Source organism: Kaistia adipata DSM 17808, from assembly GCF_000423225.1.
In the GTDB taxonomy this organism is placed as follows: Bacteria; Pseudomonadota; Alphaproteobacteria; order Rhizobiales; family Kaistiaceae; genus Kaistia; species Kaistia adipata.
Window position 1 is genome coordinate 1 of record NZ_AUHO01000007.1, and the last position, 16,480, is coordinate 16,480.

Here is a 16,480-nt window from a genome sequence, read left to right on the forward strand (position 1 = left end):
GGCCGGCGCGCGCAGCGAAGGTCAGGGGCGGCCATCGGCCGGCGCTTGCGCCTTGCCCTTGACCGCAGCGAGCACGCTGGCAGGCTGGCGGCGAAGCGGAGACAGGCCGGCATGGCATTATGCCGTCCTGCTGCTGGCGGGGGCGCTTTCCGTCTGCATCGGATCGGGCGTCGCTGTCGCGCAATCCGCGTCGGTCGAGCGCCCGGCCGCCGCCCATCCCTATGCGGCGCACATCGCCGAGGCGTCGCAGCGTTTCGGCATCCCCGAGCACTGGATTCGCGCGGTGCTGCGCGCCGAGAGCGCGGGCGACGTGCGCGCGATTTCGTCGGCCGGGGCCATGGGATTGATGCAGGTGATGCCCGACACATGGGCGGGCCTGCGCGTCCGCCATGGCCTCGGCCGTGATCCCTACGACCCGCGCGACAACATCATGGCAGGCACGGCCTATCTGCGCGAGATGTTCGACCGCTACGGCAATGTCGGCGCGATGCTTGCGGCCTACAATGCCGGTCCCGGCCGCTACGACGAGCACCACGCGACGGGCCGACCGCTTCCCGCCGAGACACGCGCCTATGTCGCCGCGCTCGCCCCGATCCTTGGCGGCGCGGCTCCATCGGATGCGCCGTTGCAACCACCGGCACCGCCGCCCGATTGGCGCGAGGCACCGCTATTCGTCATGCGCCCGGCCGACACGCGGGGTGCCGCCGCGCCGCCGTCCGAGGCGCAATCCAGCGACGGCCGCGCTGCCGTTCCGGCGCGCGACCCCGCCCGTGCGGAGCCGCAGGACGGCAGCATTTTCGTGGCGAGCGCCAGCGACGGGGGAACGCCATGAGGGCGGCGTTCCCGCGCTCGGCGGCGCTGGTTTCGGCATCCGGTCGGGCAGGTTTGCGCCCGGCAGGATTCCCGGCAGGAGGGGCAGAAAAGACAGAAAGGGCGGAGGGCAAGATTAAAGAAGACGGCACCATATCGGGCCGCTTCTGGAAATTGTTGTTGTCTGCACACTGGTTAGGTGGCCGGTTCCGGCACCATGGTTTTGAGGGGTCGCGTGCCGCGATTTCGCACAAAGCCTTGGCTTTGCTGGGTTTCGAGCGGCACCATAGGCCCATATCAGCCGTTTTTCGGTGGTTTTATCAGGAGTCGCGCCCATGAGCGCCGACGATGAAAACCGCTTCCGTCCGAAGCCGGGCCGTATCCGATCCGACACACCGAAGGCCGGCAAGACCAAGAGCTTTTTCACGCAGGTCAAGAAGATCACCCGGCAGCATCAGGCAGCAGCCTCCCGCGATCCTTCCATGCCGTCATCCGCTCGCCCGTCATCGCCGGGGCGGTCCCGTGCCGTGGTCGCCAGCGGCAAGGGCGTGAAGCGCGGCCGGGGCGCGAGCTTCGTGCGCGCTCGGAACATCTCCGGCCAATGGCATCATCGCCAGCCCGGCAGCCGCCGCGTGATCGTCAAGCAGCGCAGCGTTCGGGCCGCGTGGAAGGGCGCACGCGCCCGCGCGCATCTGCGCTATGTCCAGCGCGACGGCACGTCACGCGACGGCGAGCGGGGCCGGCTCTATTCGGCGACCGAGGACCGCGCCGATGGCGACGCCTTCCTTGATCGCGGCAAGGACGACCGCCACCAGTTCAGATTCATCGTCTCGCCCGAGGATGGCGCGGAGCTATCGGACCTCACGGCCTACACCCGCGATTTCATGAAGCAGGTGGAAGCCGACCTCGGCACGAAACTCGATTGGGTCGCCGTCAACCACTACAACACCGGCCATCCCCATGTGCATGTCATCGTCAACGGCCGCGACGAGATGGGCGAGGATCTAATCATCAATGGCGACTACCTCGCCAACGGCCTACGGGAGCGCGCCAGCGAGCTTGCCAGTCTGGAACTCGGCCCCGTCACCGAAATCGAGCAGACCCGCAAGCTGTCGGCCGAGATAGACCAGGACCGTTTCACCCGGATTGACCGCGCCATGGCCGAGGAAGCCGATGCCCGGTTCCTCGACCTGCGCCATGAACCGGCCGCACCGCGCCGCCAGTTCGAGCGCACCTTACGCCTGCGCCGTCTCGCCAAGCTGGAGAAGATGGGACTGGCGACCGAGCACGCGCCCGGCGTTTGGGAGTTGAGCAAGGACATGGAGCCGGCCCTGCGCGAGTTGGGCGAGCGCGGCGACATTATCCGCACCATGCAGAAGGCGCTCGGCCCGCAGGGAGGCGAACGCGATCCCATGAGCTTTCAAATCCATGACGGAGCGCCAGAGACACCCATCGTCGGCCGCGTCGTGGACAAGCACCTGTCGGACGAGCTGGGCGAGAACCTGACCATTGTGGTGGACGGGATCGACGGCAGGACGCACCACATCGCAGGCATCGCGCCCGAGCGGCTGGAGGACGCCCGCGTTTGCAGCGTCGTCCAGATCGGCCCGGCCGAGGCGACCGCCCGACCGTCCGAACGCGCCATTGCCGCCATCACCGAGGACGGCATCTATCGTCCGAGCCGCCATCTGGAGCAGGCGAAGTTCGAGGGCCGCGTTCCGGGCGGCGATTATGAGGGCTATGTCGATGCCCATGTCCGGCGACTGGAGGCATTGCGCCGCGCCGGGATCGTCGAGAGGATCGACGCCGACCAATGGCGCATCCCCGATGATCTGGTCAGCCGCGCCGCCGCCTATGACGCCGGCCGTGACCGGCAGGCCAGCGTTCGCATCCTTTCCCCGGTCGATCTAGGCAAGCAGATCGGATCGGACGGCACGACATGGCTGGACCGGCGATTGGTCCATGGCGAAACGGCCGACCTTGCGCCGGCCGGCTTCGGCCAGCAGGTGCGTGAGGCGATGGACCAGCGGCGCGAGCATCACATCGAACAGGGCGATGCCACCCGAGCACGGAACGGCCGCATCTTCTACCGGCGCAGCCTTCTCGCCACCTTGCGCGAGCGGGAGGTTGCCCGCATTGGCGCGGAGATGGCCGAGGGCAAGGGGTTGCCGTTCCGTGCCGCCACGGACGGCGAGAACGTCAGCGGCAAGTTCACCGGGACCGTTCAGCTATCGAGCGGCAAGTTCGCCGTGGTGGAAAAGAGCCATGAGTTCACGCTTGTCCCGTGGCGGCCGGTGATCGACCGCCAGCTCGGCCGCGAGATCACTGGCGTCGTGCAGGGCGGATCGGTGTCGTGGCAGTTGGGGCGAAGGCATGACCTTGGCCTTTAGCACATACGCGTGTTTCATCCGGTATCTATCATGCCCCGTGTATCTCACGCTGGATGCCGGCTATTGTAGGGGCCATCATTCAAGCGAGCAGTAGAAAAGAAGATATGCCGAGACCGAAACTTCATAGCGATGAGTTCATTCTAGATACCGCGCTAGGCATCCTTCTTCAGAAAGGTCCATCGGCCTTCACCCTCTCCGATGTTGCGGAAGCGGTCGGCATCTCGCGGGCTGCACTGATCCAGCGGTTCAAAGACAAGGCGACGCTGCATCTAAAGGTCATGGAGCGCAACACGCAGGAGGTGCGCGACTATTTCGCGGGTGCGAGTCCCGAAAAGGGCCTCGATCCGCTGTGGGCGATGCTCAAGGACCTCATCGCCGGTATGGGTGACGGTGCCGGAACGGAAGGCTACCTTCTTCTATTGTGGGGAGACGTTCAGGAGCCGTCGCTTCGCGCCCTTGCGGCGGAGCGGAACAGACTGGTCCTGAAAGCTATCGAGGCACGACTGCCCGCCGGGCCGCGCCCACCCGAGCATACCGCCGGCTTGATTCAGACGGTCATTCAGGGGTCTTGCATGCAATGGCTCGTTGAGCCGGAAGGCGAGCTAGCGGCTTTCATGACCAAGCGCACCCACATGCTTCTGTCCGTCCTCTATCCCGACCATGTGTTCGGGTAACACCATCTGGAGGGTTGTTTATAACAGTCGTGTCGGTTATTTATAAGGCGTGCGCCACGGTATCGCCGGGCACGGAAACCCGGAACGACTATCATGCCTATACAAGAACCCAGCCCGTTGGGGGGCGAACGACAAAAAGCACTGCCTGCGCCAACCTTGGCGCTGAACCTCATGGCCGACGAGTTCGATGCGTTGAACGCGAGCAGCGGGCCGCAAATCGCTTATCGCGACCTGTTCTGCCCACACATGGACCTGCCGCGCGCCTTGCGGAACTGGTCAGAGGCTCGGGGCGTCCAGTTGCGGAGCCTTCGCAAAATCACGCATGAGCGCGGCGGTCGGTCGCAGAAGGTGCTTTTCGGCCTTCATGACGGTTATGCCGTTGAAAGCGTTCTGATCCGTCGTCACGACGGACACACCGCCTGTATTTCGTCACAGGTTGGATGTGCCTTCGCCTGCCAGTTCTGCGCTTCCGGCCAAGCCGGCCTCAAGCGCAACCTTTCGGCGGGCGAGATTGTCGAACAGGTCGTTCAACTCGGGCCGAAGGTCAACCGGATCGTGTTCATGGGCATCGGCGAGCCTTTGAACAACTACGAGCAGGTGATGAAGGCGATTCGTATCCTGCGCGACCGGCGAGGGATGAATTTTCCCACCACGGGAATCACGCTTTCGACCATCGGCATACCGAAGGCTCTAGCGCAATTGCGAGAAGAGCATCTGGCGATCAATCTGACTATATCGCTGCATGCGACGACGCAGGAAGTTCGCGACCGTCTCATCCCCGGATCGCGTAAGCACGACATCAAGGAAGTCATCGCGCGCGCTTCGTCATGGGCGGAACGGCACAACCGGATCGTCACCTTTGTCTATCTGGTCCTCCCCGGCATCAACGACACGCTTGCTGATGCGAAACGGCTTGCCGGTCTCATGAACAAGCGAAGGGCGCGTGTGAACCTTATGCGCTGGAATCCTGTCGATGGCATCGCGCTTGATCGAACCGGCGACCGCAGCCTCGGACTTTTCCGTGAAGTGCTGGATCGCGCCGGTGTGCCGGTCGTGGTGCGGGATACACAGGGGCGGGATATTTCGGCGGCATGCGGTCAGCTCTGGTTGCGCGATCTGCGCGGAATCCCGGTCGAAAAACGCGGAGCCACAAAAAAGGCCGCCTAGCGGGAGCTTAGGATGCGGCGTTCGAAAAGACATGCGAACGATGCCTTCCGATCAAGTGAAACGCTGCTCGGGTCGCGCATACCTCTCTTGTCGCTGATCCAGACGCTTGCGGTCGCTGAATATCTCAACTTCCGCCACGCAGCGAACGCACTCGGGGTTGCACAATCCAGCGTCAGCGCCCGCGTGAAGGCGCTGGAAGAAGACCTTGGCATCCTCCTGTTCGAGCGTCGTGCGCGTGGCGTTCGGTTGACCGAAGCCGGACGCCACTTCGTCGAGCGGATCGCAGCCGGCGTCGATCAACTCGACCATGCGGTGAAGACCGCAGGCATGGCGGCGACGGGGGAATGGGGCCGCCTGCGCATCGGCGTCCATGCCTTGATTCCGCGCAGCTTCCTCGCCGATCTGATCGGGCAGTATCGGGAAAACCATCCCGGCATCGAGGTCGAAATCACCGAAGGCACGGCCCGCGATGCGGTCATGCAGCTTCGTGCCGACCGGCTGGACGTGGCGTTCGTCGCTGGCACACCAGAGCTGCCCGACTGCCATACACGGCCGGTCTGGACTGAATCGCTGGTAGCGGTGCTACCGGATAGGCATCGTCTTGCCGGGCAGCCGGCAATCACTTGGGCCGATCTGGTCGGCGAAACCTTCCTTGTCCGCTATGGTGGCACTGGCCCGCAGGTTCATGACCATATCGTGCTGCGCCTTGCCGGGCGCTGGCCCGCGCCTTCGATACTGCGCTTCGACGTAGGACGTGGCACGCTACTATCCATGGTCGGACAGGGATTCGGCATTACCATCGTCGGGGCAGCGACGGCACTGCTGCCGACTGCCGGCATCACCTTCCTGCCTTTCGCCGATGAGCCAGAGCCGGTTGCCTTTACCGCCGTCTGGTCGCCGTTCAATCGAAGCGCCGCGCTCCGTGATCTGCTCTCTCTCGCAAAAGAAATGGGTCGGCTGATCCGCGTCGACTGAACCTCTGCCCGTTCCAGCCAACCGCCAAAGCAAGGCATAGGGGTTTCATACGGCCAAGAATGACGGGAACGTCAACAGCGGGGGATTGGGTGGCTACGAGCCAGCGATACGGCATTGCGAGGCAACAGCTGATCGTATAAGTGATAGCTAGTCAAATTTGTGATCGTGGAGTGGTCAGCATGGGAAATCCAAAGTCAGCAGACAAGTAAGCCGCAACAGCAAAATTGTTGTTGCGGCGCTCTGTGAGACCAATCCCATGTGATTGCTGATGTGCAGACGCCGCCCGAGATTTCTTAATCGAGCGGTTGACTTATCATGACCATCACACGCCCTGCATGGGCCTATACGCTGCCGGCAGCCCTACTGCTGATGGCTCCCTTCGACATCCTCGCTTCACTGGCGATGGATATTTATCTCCCCGTCGTTCCAGCGATGCCCGGCATCCTGAACACGACGCCCGCCATGATCCAACTCACGTTGAGCCTCTATATTGTGATGCTCGGTGTGGGCCAGGTGATTTTTGGTCCGCTCTCAGACCGCATCGGGCGACGGCCAATTCTACTTGCGGGCGCAACGGCTTTCGTCATTGCGTCTCTGGGAGCAGCTTGGTCTTCAACTGCACCAGCCTTTGTCGCTTTCCGTCTGCTTCAAGCAGTCGGCGCGTCGGCCATGCTGGTGGCGACGTTCGCGACGGTTCGCGACGTTTATGCCAGTCGTCCTGAGGGTGTCGTCATCTACGGCCTTTTCAGTTCGATGCTGGCGTTCGTACCTGCGCTCGGCCCTATCGCCGGAGCGTTGATCGGCGAGTTCTTGGGATGGCAGGCGATATTCATTGCTTTGGCTATACTGGCGATGCTCGCACTCCTAAATGCGGGTTTCAGGTGGCACGAAACCCGCCCTCTGGATCAAGCGAAGACGCGCCGATCTGTTTTGCCGATCTTCGCGAGTCCGGCTTTTTGGGTTTACACCATCGGCTTTAGCGCCGGTATGGGCACCTTCTTCGTCTTCTTCTCGACGGCTCCCCGTGTGCTCATAGGCCAAGCGGAATATTCCGAGATCGGATTCAGCTTTGCCTTCGCCACTGTCGCGCTTGTAATGATCGTGACAACTCGTTTCGCGAAGTCCTTTGTCACCAGATGGGGCATCGCGGGATGCGTAGCGCGTGGAATGGCGTTGCTCGTTTTCGGGGCGGTCCTGTTGGGGATCGGCGAACTCTTCGGTTCGCCGTCATTCCTCACCTTCATCGTGCCGATGTGGGTCATGGCGGTCGCCATTGTCTTCACTGTGTCCGTTACCGCGAACGGCGCTTTGGCAGAGTTCGACGACATCGCAGGATCAGCGGTCGCGTTCTACTTCTGCGTTCAAAGCCTGATAGTCAGCATTGTCGGGACATTGGCGGTGACGCTGTTAAACGGTGACACAGCGTGGCCGGTGATCTGTTACGCCACGGCGATGGCAGTGCTGGTGTCGTTGGGGCTGGCGCTCCTTCGGCTCCGTGGGACTGCCACCGAGAAGTCGCCAGTCGTCTAACCGACGACTGGTGGCAGGCCCGCTCCGATGCGGCGCACTAACCATCGAAACCTCGTGAATGGCGGTATCCTGTCTGGCAGGATACCGCTCATTTCCCTTGTTCAGTTCATCGCCGTCGCCGAGCATCTGAATTTTCGGCATGCGGCCAAGGCACTCGGCGTCAGCCAGTCGAGCGTCAGCGCGCGTGTGAAAGCGCTGGAGGATAACCTTGGTATCCTGCTGTTTGAGCGCCATGCGCGGGGCGTTCGGCTAACAGACGCAGGCAGGCACTTCATGGAGCGTGTCACGGCGGGTGTCGATCAACTCGATCACGCGGTGAAGACCGCCGGCATGACAGCTCAAGGAGAATGTGGCCGGCTTCGCATCGGCATCCATGCCTTGATCCCACGCAGCTTTCTCACGGAGCTGATCCGTCATTATCGGGAAGCCCATACCGGCATTGAGGTCGAGATAACCGAAGGCACGGCCCGCGATGCGGTGATGCAGCTTCGTGCTGACCAGCTCGACGTGGCGTTCGTCGCGGGCAAGCCCGAGATGCCCGACTGCCATACCCGACCGATCTGGACCGAACCGCTGGTGGTGGTGCTATCGGATGGGCATCGCCTCGCCGGGCAGTCCGCAATCACTTGGTCCGATCTGGTCGGCGAGACTTTCATTGTTCGCTATGGTGGCACCGGCCCGCAGGTCCATGACCATATCGTGCTGCGCCTTGCCGGGCGTTGGCCCGCACCGTCGATCCTGCGCTTTGATGTGGGGCGCGGCACGCTGCTATCTATGGTCGGACAAGGCTTCGGCATCACTATCGTCGGCGAGGCCACGTCATTATTGCCGACGACCGGCATCGTCTTCCTGCCCTTCCTCGATGAACCGGAGCCGGTTGCCTTTACAGCCGTCTGGTCGCCGTTCAATCGCAGCTCCGCACTGAAAAATCTACTCAACCTCGCAGGCAAAATGAAGCGTGACGGCGATTCGCCCAATCGTTTCCTCGATGGCACTCGACCGGCACGATAACGGCAAAGGCGACCCGTCCTATTTGCCGCCGATAGTATCCAGCAGCCCTCCGGCATCCTCTTTCCTGTTGCCCGTCCCGATTTTGCCTACTCTCTGATCGGCTCCGTCTTTTTTTGCCGACTGGAGCCTGTATGCGCGGAGGCCGAATCCTTTGGGGGCAGATTGGTGCCGTCTTCACCATCGTTCTGGTGATGGTGTGGGCAGCGACGCAATGGACGGCGTTCCGCCTCGGCTTCCAGCCGCAGCTTGGAGCACCATGGTTCGAGCTGGCGGGCCTGCCGGTCTATTATCCGCCCGCCTTCTTCTGGTGGTGGTTTTCGTTCGACGCCTACGCGCCCGCGATCTTCGTCGAGGGCGGCATCATCGCGGTATCGGGCGGCTTCCTCGCCATCGCCGCCGCCATCTTCATGTCGATCATCCGGGCGCGGGAGGCGCGCAACGTCGCCACCTACGGATCGGCGCGATGGGCTGAGGACCGGGAAATCCGTGCGGCCGGATTGCTCGGCCCCGATGGCGTCTTGCTCGGCCGATACGACCGGGACTATCTGCGCCATGACGGTCCCGAGCATGTCCTATGCTTTGCCCCGACGCGTAGCGGCAAAGGCGTCGGGCTGGTGGTGCCGACGCTGCTGACATGGCCGGCATCCGCCATCGTTCACGACATAAAAGGCGAGAACTGGACGCTGACAGCGGGCTTCCGCGCGAAGCATGGCCGCGTGCTGCTGTTCGATCCGACCAACGCCAGATCGTCGGCCTACAACCCGCTGCTGGAGGTCCGGCAAGGGGAATGGGAAGTCCGCGACGTGCAGAATATCGCGGATATTCTGGTCGATCCCGAAGGCAGTCTCGACAAGCGCAACCATTGGGAAAAGACCAGCCATAGCTTGCTGGTCGGCGCGATCCTGCATGTTCTCTATGCGGAGAAGGACAAGACCTTGGCGGGCGTCGCCAACTTCCTGTCCGATCCCCGCCGCCCGGTCGAGGCAACCTTGCGCGCGATGATGGACACGCCGCATCTCGGCGAAGCAGGCGCTCATCCCGTCATCGCGTCGTCCGCCCGCGAACTGTTGAACAAATCCGAGAACGAGCGGTCGGGCGTGCTCTCCACCGCCATGTCGTTTCTCGGCCTCTACCGCGATCCCGTGGTGGCGCGGGTGACGGCGCGGTGCGACTGGCGCATTGCCGACCTGGTCGGCAGCCGCCAGCCCGTCACGCTCTATCTGGTCGTGCCGCCATCCGACATAAACCGCACCAAGCCGCTCATTCGCCTGATCCTCAACCAGATCGGCAGGCGGTTGACCGAGGAACTGACCACCTCCGGCAAGCGCCATCGGCTGCTGTTGATGCTGGACGAGTTTCCGGCGCTCGGCCGGCTCGACTTCTTTGAATCGGCGCTCGCCTTCATGGCGGGGTATGGAATCAAAGGCTTCCTGATCGCGCAGAGCCTCAACCAGATCGAGCGCGCCTATGGCCCGAACAACGCGATCCTCGACAACTGCCATGTGCGCGTCAGCTTCGCCACGAACGACGAAAGGACGGCCAAGCGGGTGAGCGACGCACTCGGCACCGCGACCGAACTGCGCGACTCCACCAACTACGCCGGGCACAGATTGGCCCCGTGGCTTGGGCATCTCATGGTTTCACGGCAGGAGACGGCCCGCCCGCTACTCACGCCGGGCGAAATCATGCAGCTTCCGCCCACCGATGAAATCGTGATGGTCGCGGGCACACCGCCGATCCGCGCGACCAAGGCCCGCTATTTCGAGGACGCGCGGTTGCAGGAACGCATCCTGACCCCGCCCGATCTGGTCGCCGCTCCGCTGGCGCCCAGTCCATCCGCCGATGATTGGTCCGGCCGTGTGGTCGCGGCGGAAAGCCATTCCGCGACCGACGCCGCACACGGGGCCGAGGGCGATCCGGCCAATGCTGGCATCCGCCGCGAGCCGGAGCTGCCTGAGCATGAGGAAATCGTCGCCCCGCCGCCATCACCCGAACAGGAGTTCGAGTTTGTGGACGACGAGCCGGACGTTGACGCGGCCAAGGCCCGCGCCATGCGCCAACGTATGAGGATGGTCGCGCGGCAGGTCGCATTGAACCCCGATGACGGAATCGACCTTTGAGGACACGACCATGGCAACCAGAACCCGCCTGAATCTCTATTTCGACCCCGCGCTCATTCCGCAGATCGAAGCGATGGCGCTGCGCCGCTCGGTGGCGCTGCGCCGTAATGTCTCAAAATCCGCCATCGTGGAGGCGGCGGTCATATCTTACCTGTCCGGCGATGCCGACGACCAGCTTGAAGCCGCCATGTCGCGCCGCATGGACAAGCTCGGCCGCCAGATCGACACGCTCGACCTGGATCTCGCCGTCCTCGGCGAGACGGTCGCGCAGTTCATCCATTTCTGGATGACCATCACACCGCCGCTTACGGGAGCCGCACAATCCGCTGCCCGAGCGAAAGGCGCGGAGCGGTTCGAGGGCTTCATGCAAAATCTCGGCCGGCGTCTGGCGACGGGCGACAGGTTCCTCAAGGAGCTGTCGCGTGACCTCGACTCACTTCCCGACGATCAGTTGCCGGACGAGTCCGAGAGCAACGGCGATCAAGAATGAGTATTCGGACCCATCCTATTTACCGCCGTTCGCCGCCGATCACCGCCGCCTCATAGATACTTGTTGAACCGGCCGCATTTCGGTCTCTCTTAATCGACCCCGATCTGGGGATTGCCTGTCGCGCCCCATGAAGAAACGGGGCCGACATGACCACCAACCACCAAAAACCGGAATCCATCGCGCGCGGCGCGCGCATGTTGCGCACCGCGCTCGGCCCCGCCATTGCCCGGCTGCTCGAAGACCCGGCCGTCGTCGAGGTGATGCTGAACCCGGATGGTCGCCTTTGGGTGGACCGGCTATCCGAAGGGCTTTCCGACACGGGCGAGCGACTGTCCGCCGCCGATGGCGAACGCATCGTTCGGCTAGTCGCGCATCATGTCGGCGCGGAGGTTCATGCCCGCAGCCCCCGCGTCTCGGCCGAACTGCCCGAGAGCGGGGAGCGGTTTGAAGGGCTATTGCCGCCCGTGGTCGCTGCCCCGACCTTCGCCATCCGCAAGCCCGCCGTCGCGGTGTTCACGCTCGACGACTATGTGGCGGCGGGCATCATGTCCACCGATCAGGCGGAAACGCTGCGCGAAGCCGTCGCATCCCGCGCCAATATCTTGGTAGCGGGCGGCACCAGCACCGGCAAAACCACGCTGACCAATGCGCTGCTCGCCGAGGTGGCGAAGACGGCGGATCGCGTCGTCATCATCGAGGACACGCGCGAGCTGCAATGCGCCGCGCCCAACCTTGTCGCCATGCGGACGAAAGACGGCGTGGCGACGCTTTCCGATCTGGTCCGGTCCTCGCTGCGCCTGCGCCCCGACCGCATCCCTATCGGCGAGGTGCGCGGATCGGAAGCCCTCGACCTGCTCAAAGCATGGGGCACGGGCCATCCGGGCGGGATCGGCACCATTCATGCAGGCACCGGCATCGGCGCGCTGCGCCGCCTTGAACAGCTCATCCAAGAGGCTGTCGTCACCGTCCCGCGCGCCCTGATCGCCGAGACAATCGACCTCGTTGCCGTCCTTTCCGGGCGCGGTTCCGCGCGCCGGCTGGCCGAACTCGCCCGCGTCGAAGGGCTGGGACCGGACGGCGACTACCGCATCACGCATCCCATCCCTTTGGCAATCCCCACCAGCACAGGAGAATCTTCATGATCCGCACGATTTCGCGCGGCTATCGCTTCGCCGCGACCGCCGCATCCACCCTTGTCATCAGCTTCATGCTCGCCCCGGCCGCCCATGCGTCCGGTTCGTCGATGCCGTGGGAAGCACCGCTCCAAAGCATCCTCCAGTCCATCGAAGGGCCGGTCGCCAAGATCATCGCCGTCATCATCATCATCGTGACCGGCCTGACTTTGGCCTTCGGCGATACGGGCGGCGGCTTTCGCAAGCTGATCCAGATCGTGTTCGGCCTGTCCATCGCCTTCGCGGCGTCGAGCTTCTTCCTGTCGTTCTTCTCGTTCGGCGGCGGGGCGCTCATCTGATGGCGGGCGGCCTCGAACAGCTCGACGCGGTGCCGGGGTTCACGGTCCCGGTCCATCGGGCGCTGACCGAGCATATTTTGCTCGGCGGCGCACCGCGCTCCATCGCGATTCTGAACGGCACGCTGGCCGGGGCCGTGGGCCTCGGCCTGCGCCTCTGGCTGGTCGGCATCGCCATCTGGGCCATCGGTCATTTCGCGGCCGTGTGGGCGGCAAAGCGCGATCCCCTCTTTGTCGAGGTCGGGCGGCGGCATCTGCGCATCCCCGGCCATCTGGCGGTGTGAGGGAGGCGCGTCGATGATGAACCTTGCCGAATACCGCAGCACCGCCACCCGACTCGCCGACTATCTGCCATGGGCGGCACTGGTCGGCTCCGGCGTCGTCTTGAACAAGGATGGGAGTTTTCAGAGGACCGCGAAGTTTCGCGGCCCCGATCTGGATTCCGCCGTCGCGGCCGAGCTGGTCGCCGTCGCCGGCCGCATCAACAACGCCGTGCGCCGTCTCGGCTCCGGCTGGAGCATCTTCGTCGAGGCACAGCGCAGCGAGGCGGCGACCTATCCCGATAGTCGCTTTCCCGATGCCGCGTCGGCGCTGGTCGATGCGGAACGGAAGGCTGGTTTCGAGGAAGCGGACGCGCATTTCGTGTCCGGCTACTTCCTCACCTTCCTCTGGCTGCCCCCGGCCGAGGAAGCCGCCCGCACTGAGGCATGGCTCTATGAGGGCCGCGAGAAAACCGGCGTGGACCCGTGGGAGCTGATGCGCGGCTTCATCGACCGCACCGACCGCGTGCTGGCGCTGCTCGACGGCTTCATGCCCGAGTGCCGTTGGATGGATGACGGCGCAACGCTGACCTACCTCCATTCCACCATCTCAACCAACCGCCATCGCGTGCGCGTGCCCGAGGTGCCGATGCACCTCGACGCGCTGCTCGCCGACCAGCCGTTGACTGGCGGGCTGGAGCCGCGCCTTGGCGACACACATCTGCGCGTCCTGACCATCGTGGGATTCCCGACCGCAACGATGCCGGGCCTGCTCGACGAGATGAACCGGCTGCCGTTCCCCTACAGGTGGGGCACGCGCGCGATCCTGCTCGACAAGACCGATGCGACCCGGTTGCTGACCCGCATCCGTCGCCAATGGTTCGCTAAGCGCAAGAGCATCGCGGCGATCTTGAAAGAGGTGATGACCAACGAGGCGTCCGCCCTTGTGGACACCGACGCGGCGAACAAGGCGCTCGACGCCGACATGGCGTTGCAGGAGCTTGGGGCAGACGTGGCGGGCATGGCCTACGTCACGGCGACCGTCACCGTATGGGATGCCGACCCGCGCGTGGCGCAAGAGAAGCTGCGCCTGGTCGAGAAGATCGTTCAGGGCCGTGACTTCACCGTCATGCCCGAGAGCGTCAACGCGGTTGACGCATGGCTCGGCAGTCTGCCCGGACACGCCTACGCCAATGTCCGCCAGCCGCCCATCAGCACTTTGAATCTCGCCCACATGATCCCGCTTTCAGCGGTGTGGGCGGGGCCGGAACGGGACGAGCATTTCGGTGCACCCCCTTTGCTCTTTGGAAAGACTGAAGGCTCAACCCCGTTCCGGCTAAGTCTCCATGTCGGCGACGTAGGACACACCCTTGTCGTTGGCCCGACCGGCGCGGGCAAATCCGTGCTGCTGGCGCTCATGGCCTTGCAGTTCCGGCGCTATGCGGGATCGCAGGTTTTCGCCTTCGACTTCGGCGGCAGCATCCGCGCCGCCGCGCTCGCCATGGGCGGGGATTGGCACGATTTGGGCGGTGGCCTCACGGAAGGAGATGAGGCGTCCGTTTCGCTCCAGCCACTTGCCCGCATCCACGACACCTATGAACGCGCATGGGCGGCGGACTGGATTGCGGCCATCCTCATGCGCGAGGGGCTGGCGATCACGCCCGAGGTCAAGGAACACCTTTGGACGGCGCTGACTTCGCTCGCTTCCGCGCCGGTCGAGGAACGGACCATCACCGGCCTTGCGGTGCTGTTGCAATCCAACGATCTGAAACAGGCGCTCCGTCCGTTCTGCGTCGGCGGTGCCTATGGCCGGCTGCTCGACGCCGAGACAGAGCATTTGGGATCGGCGGACGTGCAAGCCTTCGAGATCGAGGGCCTTGTCGGGACCGGCGCGGCCCCTGCCGTGCTTGCTTATCTGTTCCATCGTATCGGCGACCGGCTCGATGGCCGCCCCACGCTGCTCATCATAGATGAAGGCTGGCTTGCGCTGGACGACGAGGGTTTCGCCGGCCAGCTCCGTGAGTGGCTGAAAACGCTGCGCAAGAAGAACGCCAGCGTCATCTTCGCCACACAAAGCCTGTCCGACATTGACGGCAGCAACATCGCGCCCGCGATTATCGAGAGCTGCCCGACGCGACTCTTGCTGCCGAACGAGCGCGCCATCGAGCCGCAGATCACGGCCATCTATCGCCGCTTCGGCCTCAATGACAGGCAGATCGAAATCCTCGCACGGGCCACGCCCAAGCGGGATTATTACTGCCAGTCACGGCGCGGCAATCGCCTGTTCGAGCTTGGCCTGTCCGAAGTCGGCCTCGCCCTCTGCGCCGCATCCGCCAAATCCGACCAGACCCTCATTGCGCAGATCGTCGCCGAACGCGGCCGCGACGGCTTCCTCGCCGCATGGCTGCGCGAGCGCGGCGTCGATTGGGCGGCCGACCTGATCCCGAACCTCACCAATCTTGCCGACCGGCCGGAATCCGCCGCGCCGGCCCCGCTCGATAGCCACCCCACACAGGAGATTCTTCCATGACCTATCCCAAGATCGTTGGGGCCTCGGCCCTCGCGCTGGCGCTCGCCATGCCCGTCGCGCTTTCGCCCATGCTGGCAAGCCCGGCCCATGCACAATTCGGCTTCGGCCGGATCGTCTATGACCCGACCAACTATGCGCAAAACCTGCTTACCGCCGCGCGCACGCTGGAGCAGATCAACAACCAGATTCAGAGCCTCCAGAACGAGGCGCAGATGCTCATCAATCAGGCCCGCAATCTGGCGAGCCTGCCATATTCCTCGCTCCAGCAGCTCCAGCAGAGCGTCCAGCGCACGCAGCAGCTTCTCGGGCAGGCACAGAACATCGCCTTCGAGGTCGGCCAGATCGACCAAGCGTTCCAGAAGCAATATGGCAATGTCTCGCTTTCGGCGACCGACGCCCAGCTTGTCGCCGATGCGCGCAGCCGGTGGGAGAACACGGTCGGCAGCTTGCAGGACGCCATGCGCGTGCAGGCGGGAGCGGTCGGCAATATCGACAGCAACCGCGCCGAAATGGCCGCGCTGGTCGGCCAGAGCCAAGGCGCGACCGGCGCGCTGCAAGCCACGCAGGCCGGCAACCAGCTTCTCGCCCTCCAGTCGCAGCAGCTTTCCGACCTGATCGCGGTCATCTCGGCCAATGGCCGGGCCGACGCGCTGACCGAGGCCGAGCGCGCGACCGCTGCTGAACAGGGCCGCATCCAGCGCGAGCGGTTCCTGACACCCGGCACCGGCTACCTGCCGGGCAACGCGCAGATGTTCAACAACGGCAACAACTGACCGGGAGGCTCGCCATGGACGGCAAGATGCTGGCCCGGCTCGGGGCCGTGGTGTTCGTTGCGATTGCCTTGACAGTGACCGCAATCGACATGGCGCGGAAGGATGAACCTTCCGCGCCGCTCCCGGCCTCGGCCCTCCAGCCGCCGCCCGATCCCCTGCGCGCCAGCCTGCGCCGTTGCCAGCAGCTCGGCGAGGCCGCCGCAAGCGATGCCGACTGCCTCGCCGCTTGGGCTGAATCCCGCGACCGCTTCCTCGGCCGTGACCGCAGCGAGGCGCGCTGAC

General features: G+C 64.2%; 15 protein-coding genes and 1 pseudogene. All 16 read left to right on the top strand.

Features of this window, described 5'->3' with window-relative positions:
- Nucleotides 1–832 (top strand): lytic transglycosylase domain-containing protein (locus G539_RS0104845; RefSeq protein ID WP_029074203.1); only part of this gene is annotated, 832 nt, incomplete at its 5' end.
- Nucleotides 833–1,292: 460 nt separating this feature from the next.
- Nucleotides 1,293–1,793: pseudogene (locus tag G539_RS27735) on the top strand (relaxase/mobilization nuclease domain-containing protein); the annotation flags it as partial.
- Nucleotides 1,794–1,967: 174 nt separating this feature from the next.
- A complete protein-coding gene (locus tag G539_RS27505) occupies nucleotides 1,968–3,200 on the top strand; it encodes a DUF3363 domain-containing protein (protein ID WP_211657334.1) in 1,233 nt (410 codons plus the stop codon).
- A 104-nt stretch (nucleotides 3,201–3,304) separates the two neighbouring features.
- Nucleotides 3,305–3,874, top strand: coding sequence for a TetR/AcrR family transcriptional regulator (locus G539_RS0104855; RefSeq protein ID WP_029074205.1), 570 nt, complete (start codon nucleotides 3,305–3,307; stop codon nucleotides 3,872–3,874).
- 171 nt (nucleotides 3,875–4,045) lie between these two features.
- Entirely contained in the window at nucleotides 4,046–5,041 is a 996-nt protein-coding gene (rlmN, locus tag G539_RS0104860) for a 23S rRNA (adenine(2503)-C(2))-methyltransferase RlmN (protein WP_207896397.1), read from the top strand.
- A 12-nt stretch (nucleotides 5,042–5,053) separates the two neighbouring features.
- Nucleotides 5,054–6,016, top strand: coding sequence for a LysR family transcriptional regulator (locus G539_RS0104865; RefSeq protein WP_029074207.1), 963 nt, complete (start codon nucleotides 5,054–5,056; stop codon nucleotides 6,014–6,016).
- 315 nt (nucleotides 6,017–6,331) lie between these two features.
- Nucleotides 6,332–7,546: a chloramphenicol/florfenicol efflux MFS transporter FloR gene (floR, locus tag G539_RS0104870; protein ID WP_029074208.1), complete on the top strand. Its 1,215-nt coding sequence runs from the start codon at nucleotides 6,332–6,334 to the stop codon at nucleotides 7,544–7,546.
- Nucleotides 7,547–7,600: 54 nt separating this feature from the next.
- Complete coding sequence (locus tag G539_RS23700; RefSeq protein ID WP_035830405.1) at nucleotides 7,601–8,557, top strand: LysR family transcriptional regulator; 957 nt, start codon at nucleotides 7,601–7,603, stop codon at nucleotides 8,555–8,557.
- Between the two features lie 131 nt (nucleotides 8,558–8,688).
- Nucleotides 8,689–10,677, top strand: coding sequence for a conjugal transfer protein TraG (locus tag G539_RS0104880; protein ID WP_029074209.1), 1,989 nt, complete (start codon nucleotides 8,689–8,691; stop codon nucleotides 10,675–10,677).
- Between the two features lie 10 nt (nucleotides 10,678–10,687).
- Nucleotides 10,688–11,167 (top strand): hypothetical protein, encoded by a 480-nt coding sequence (locus tag G539_RS0104885; RefSeq protein WP_029074210.1) that lies wholly within the window; start codon nucleotides 10,688–10,690, stop codon nucleotides 11,165–11,167.
- A gap of 146 nt (nucleotides 11,168–11,313) precedes the next feature.
- The gene (gene trbB, locus G539_RS0104890) at nucleotides 11,314–12,309 is read left to right on the top strand and encodes a P-type conjugative transfer ATPase TrbB (RefSeq protein ID WP_029074211.1); all 996 of its coding nucleotides are present in this window, start codon (nucleotides 11,314–11,316) and stop codon (nucleotides 12,307–12,309) included.
- Entirely contained in the window at nucleotides 12,306–12,638 is a 333-nt protein-coding gene (locus G539_RS0104895) for a TrbC/VirB2 family type IV secretion system protein (protein ID WP_029074212.1), read from the top strand. The genes trbB and G539_RS0104895 overlap by 4 nt, the downstream gene beginning before the upstream one ends.
- Entirely contained in the window at nucleotides 12,638–12,919 is a 282-nt protein-coding gene (locus G539_RS0104900) for a VirB3 family type IV secretion system protein (protein WP_029074213.1), read from the top strand. The genes G539_RS0104895 and G539_RS0104900 overlap by 1 nt, the downstream gene beginning before the upstream one ends.
- Nucleotides 12,920–12,932: 13 nt before the next feature.
- Nucleotides 12,933–15,425, top strand: a complete 2,493-nt coding sequence (gene trbE, locus G539_RS0104905; RefSeq protein ID WP_029074214.1) for a conjugal transfer protein TrbE — start codon at nucleotides 12,933–12,935, stop codon at nucleotides 15,423–15,425.
- Nucleotides 15,422–16,198 (top strand): P-type conjugative transfer protein TrbJ, encoded by a 777-nt coding sequence (gene trbJ / locus G539_RS0104910; RefSeq protein WP_029074215.1) that lies wholly within the window; start codon nucleotides 15,422–15,424, stop codon nucleotides 16,196–16,198. Before trbE ends, trbJ begins: the two co-directional genes overlap by 4 nt.
- A gap of 14 nt (nucleotides 16,199–16,212) precedes the next feature.
- Nucleotides 16,213–16,479, top strand: coding sequence for a putative entry exclusion protein TrbK-alt (gene trbK-alt / locus G539_RS0104915; RefSeq protein WP_029074216.1), 267 nt, complete (start codon nucleotides 16,213–16,215; stop codon nucleotides 16,477–16,479).
- Nucleotide 16,480 lies beyond the last annotated feature (1 nt).

What these genes read in the sequence shown, in the direction of transcription:
- trbK-alt (WP_029074216.1), top strand. Translation starts at nt 16,213, where the DNA reads ATGGACGGCAAGATGCTGGCCCGGCTCGGGGCCGTGGTGTTCGTTGCG.
- G539_RS0104885 (WP_029074210.1), top strand. Translation starts at nt 10,688, where the DNA reads ATGGCAACCAGAACCCGCCTGAATCTCTATTTCGACCCCGCGCTCATT.
- trbJ (WP_029074215.1), top strand. Translation starts at nt 15,422, where the DNA reads ATGACCTATCCCAAGATCGTTGGGGCCTCGGCCCTCGCGCTGGCGCTC.
- G539_RS0104895 (WP_029074212.1), top strand. Translation starts at nt 12,306, where the DNA reads ATGATCCGCACGATTTCGCGCGGCTATCGCTTCGCCGCGACCGCCGCA.
- G539_RS0104900 (WP_029074213.1), top strand. Translation starts at nt 12,638, where the DNA reads ATGGCGGGCGGCCTCGAACAGCTCGACGCGGTGCCGGGGTTCACGGTC.
- rlmN (WP_207896397.1), top strand. Translation starts at nt 4,046, where the DNA reads ATGGCCGACGAGTTCGATGCGTTGAACGCGAGCAGCGGGCCGCAAATC.
- G539_RS27505 (WP_211657334.1), top strand. Translation starts at nt 1,968, where the DNA reads ATGGCCGAGGAAGCCGATGCCCGGTTCCTCGACCTGCGCCATGAACCG.
- G539_RS0104865 (WP_029074207.1), top strand. Translation starts at nt 5,054, where the DNA reads ATGCGGCGTTCGAAAAGACATGCGAACGATGCCTTCCGATCAAGTGAA.
- floR (WP_029074208.1), top strand. Translation starts at nt 6,332, where the DNA reads ATGACCATCACACGCCCTGCATGGGCCTATACGCTGCCGGCAGCCCTA.
- G539_RS0104855 (WP_029074205.1), top strand. Translation starts at nt 3,305, where the DNA reads ATGCCGAGACCGAAACTTCATAGCGATGAGTTCATTCTAGATACCGCG.
- G539_RS0104880 (WP_029074209.1), top strand. Translation starts at nt 8,689, where the DNA reads ATGCGCGGAGGCCGAATCCTTTGGGGGCAGATTGGTGCCGTCTTCACC.
- trbE (WP_029074214.1), top strand. Translation starts at nt 12,933, where the DNA reads ATGATGAACCTTGCCGAATACCGCAGCACCGCCACCCGACTCGCCGAC.
- trbB (WP_029074211.1), top strand. Translation starts at nt 11,314, where the DNA reads ATGACCACCAACCACCAAAAACCGGAATCCATCGCGCGCGGCGCGCGC.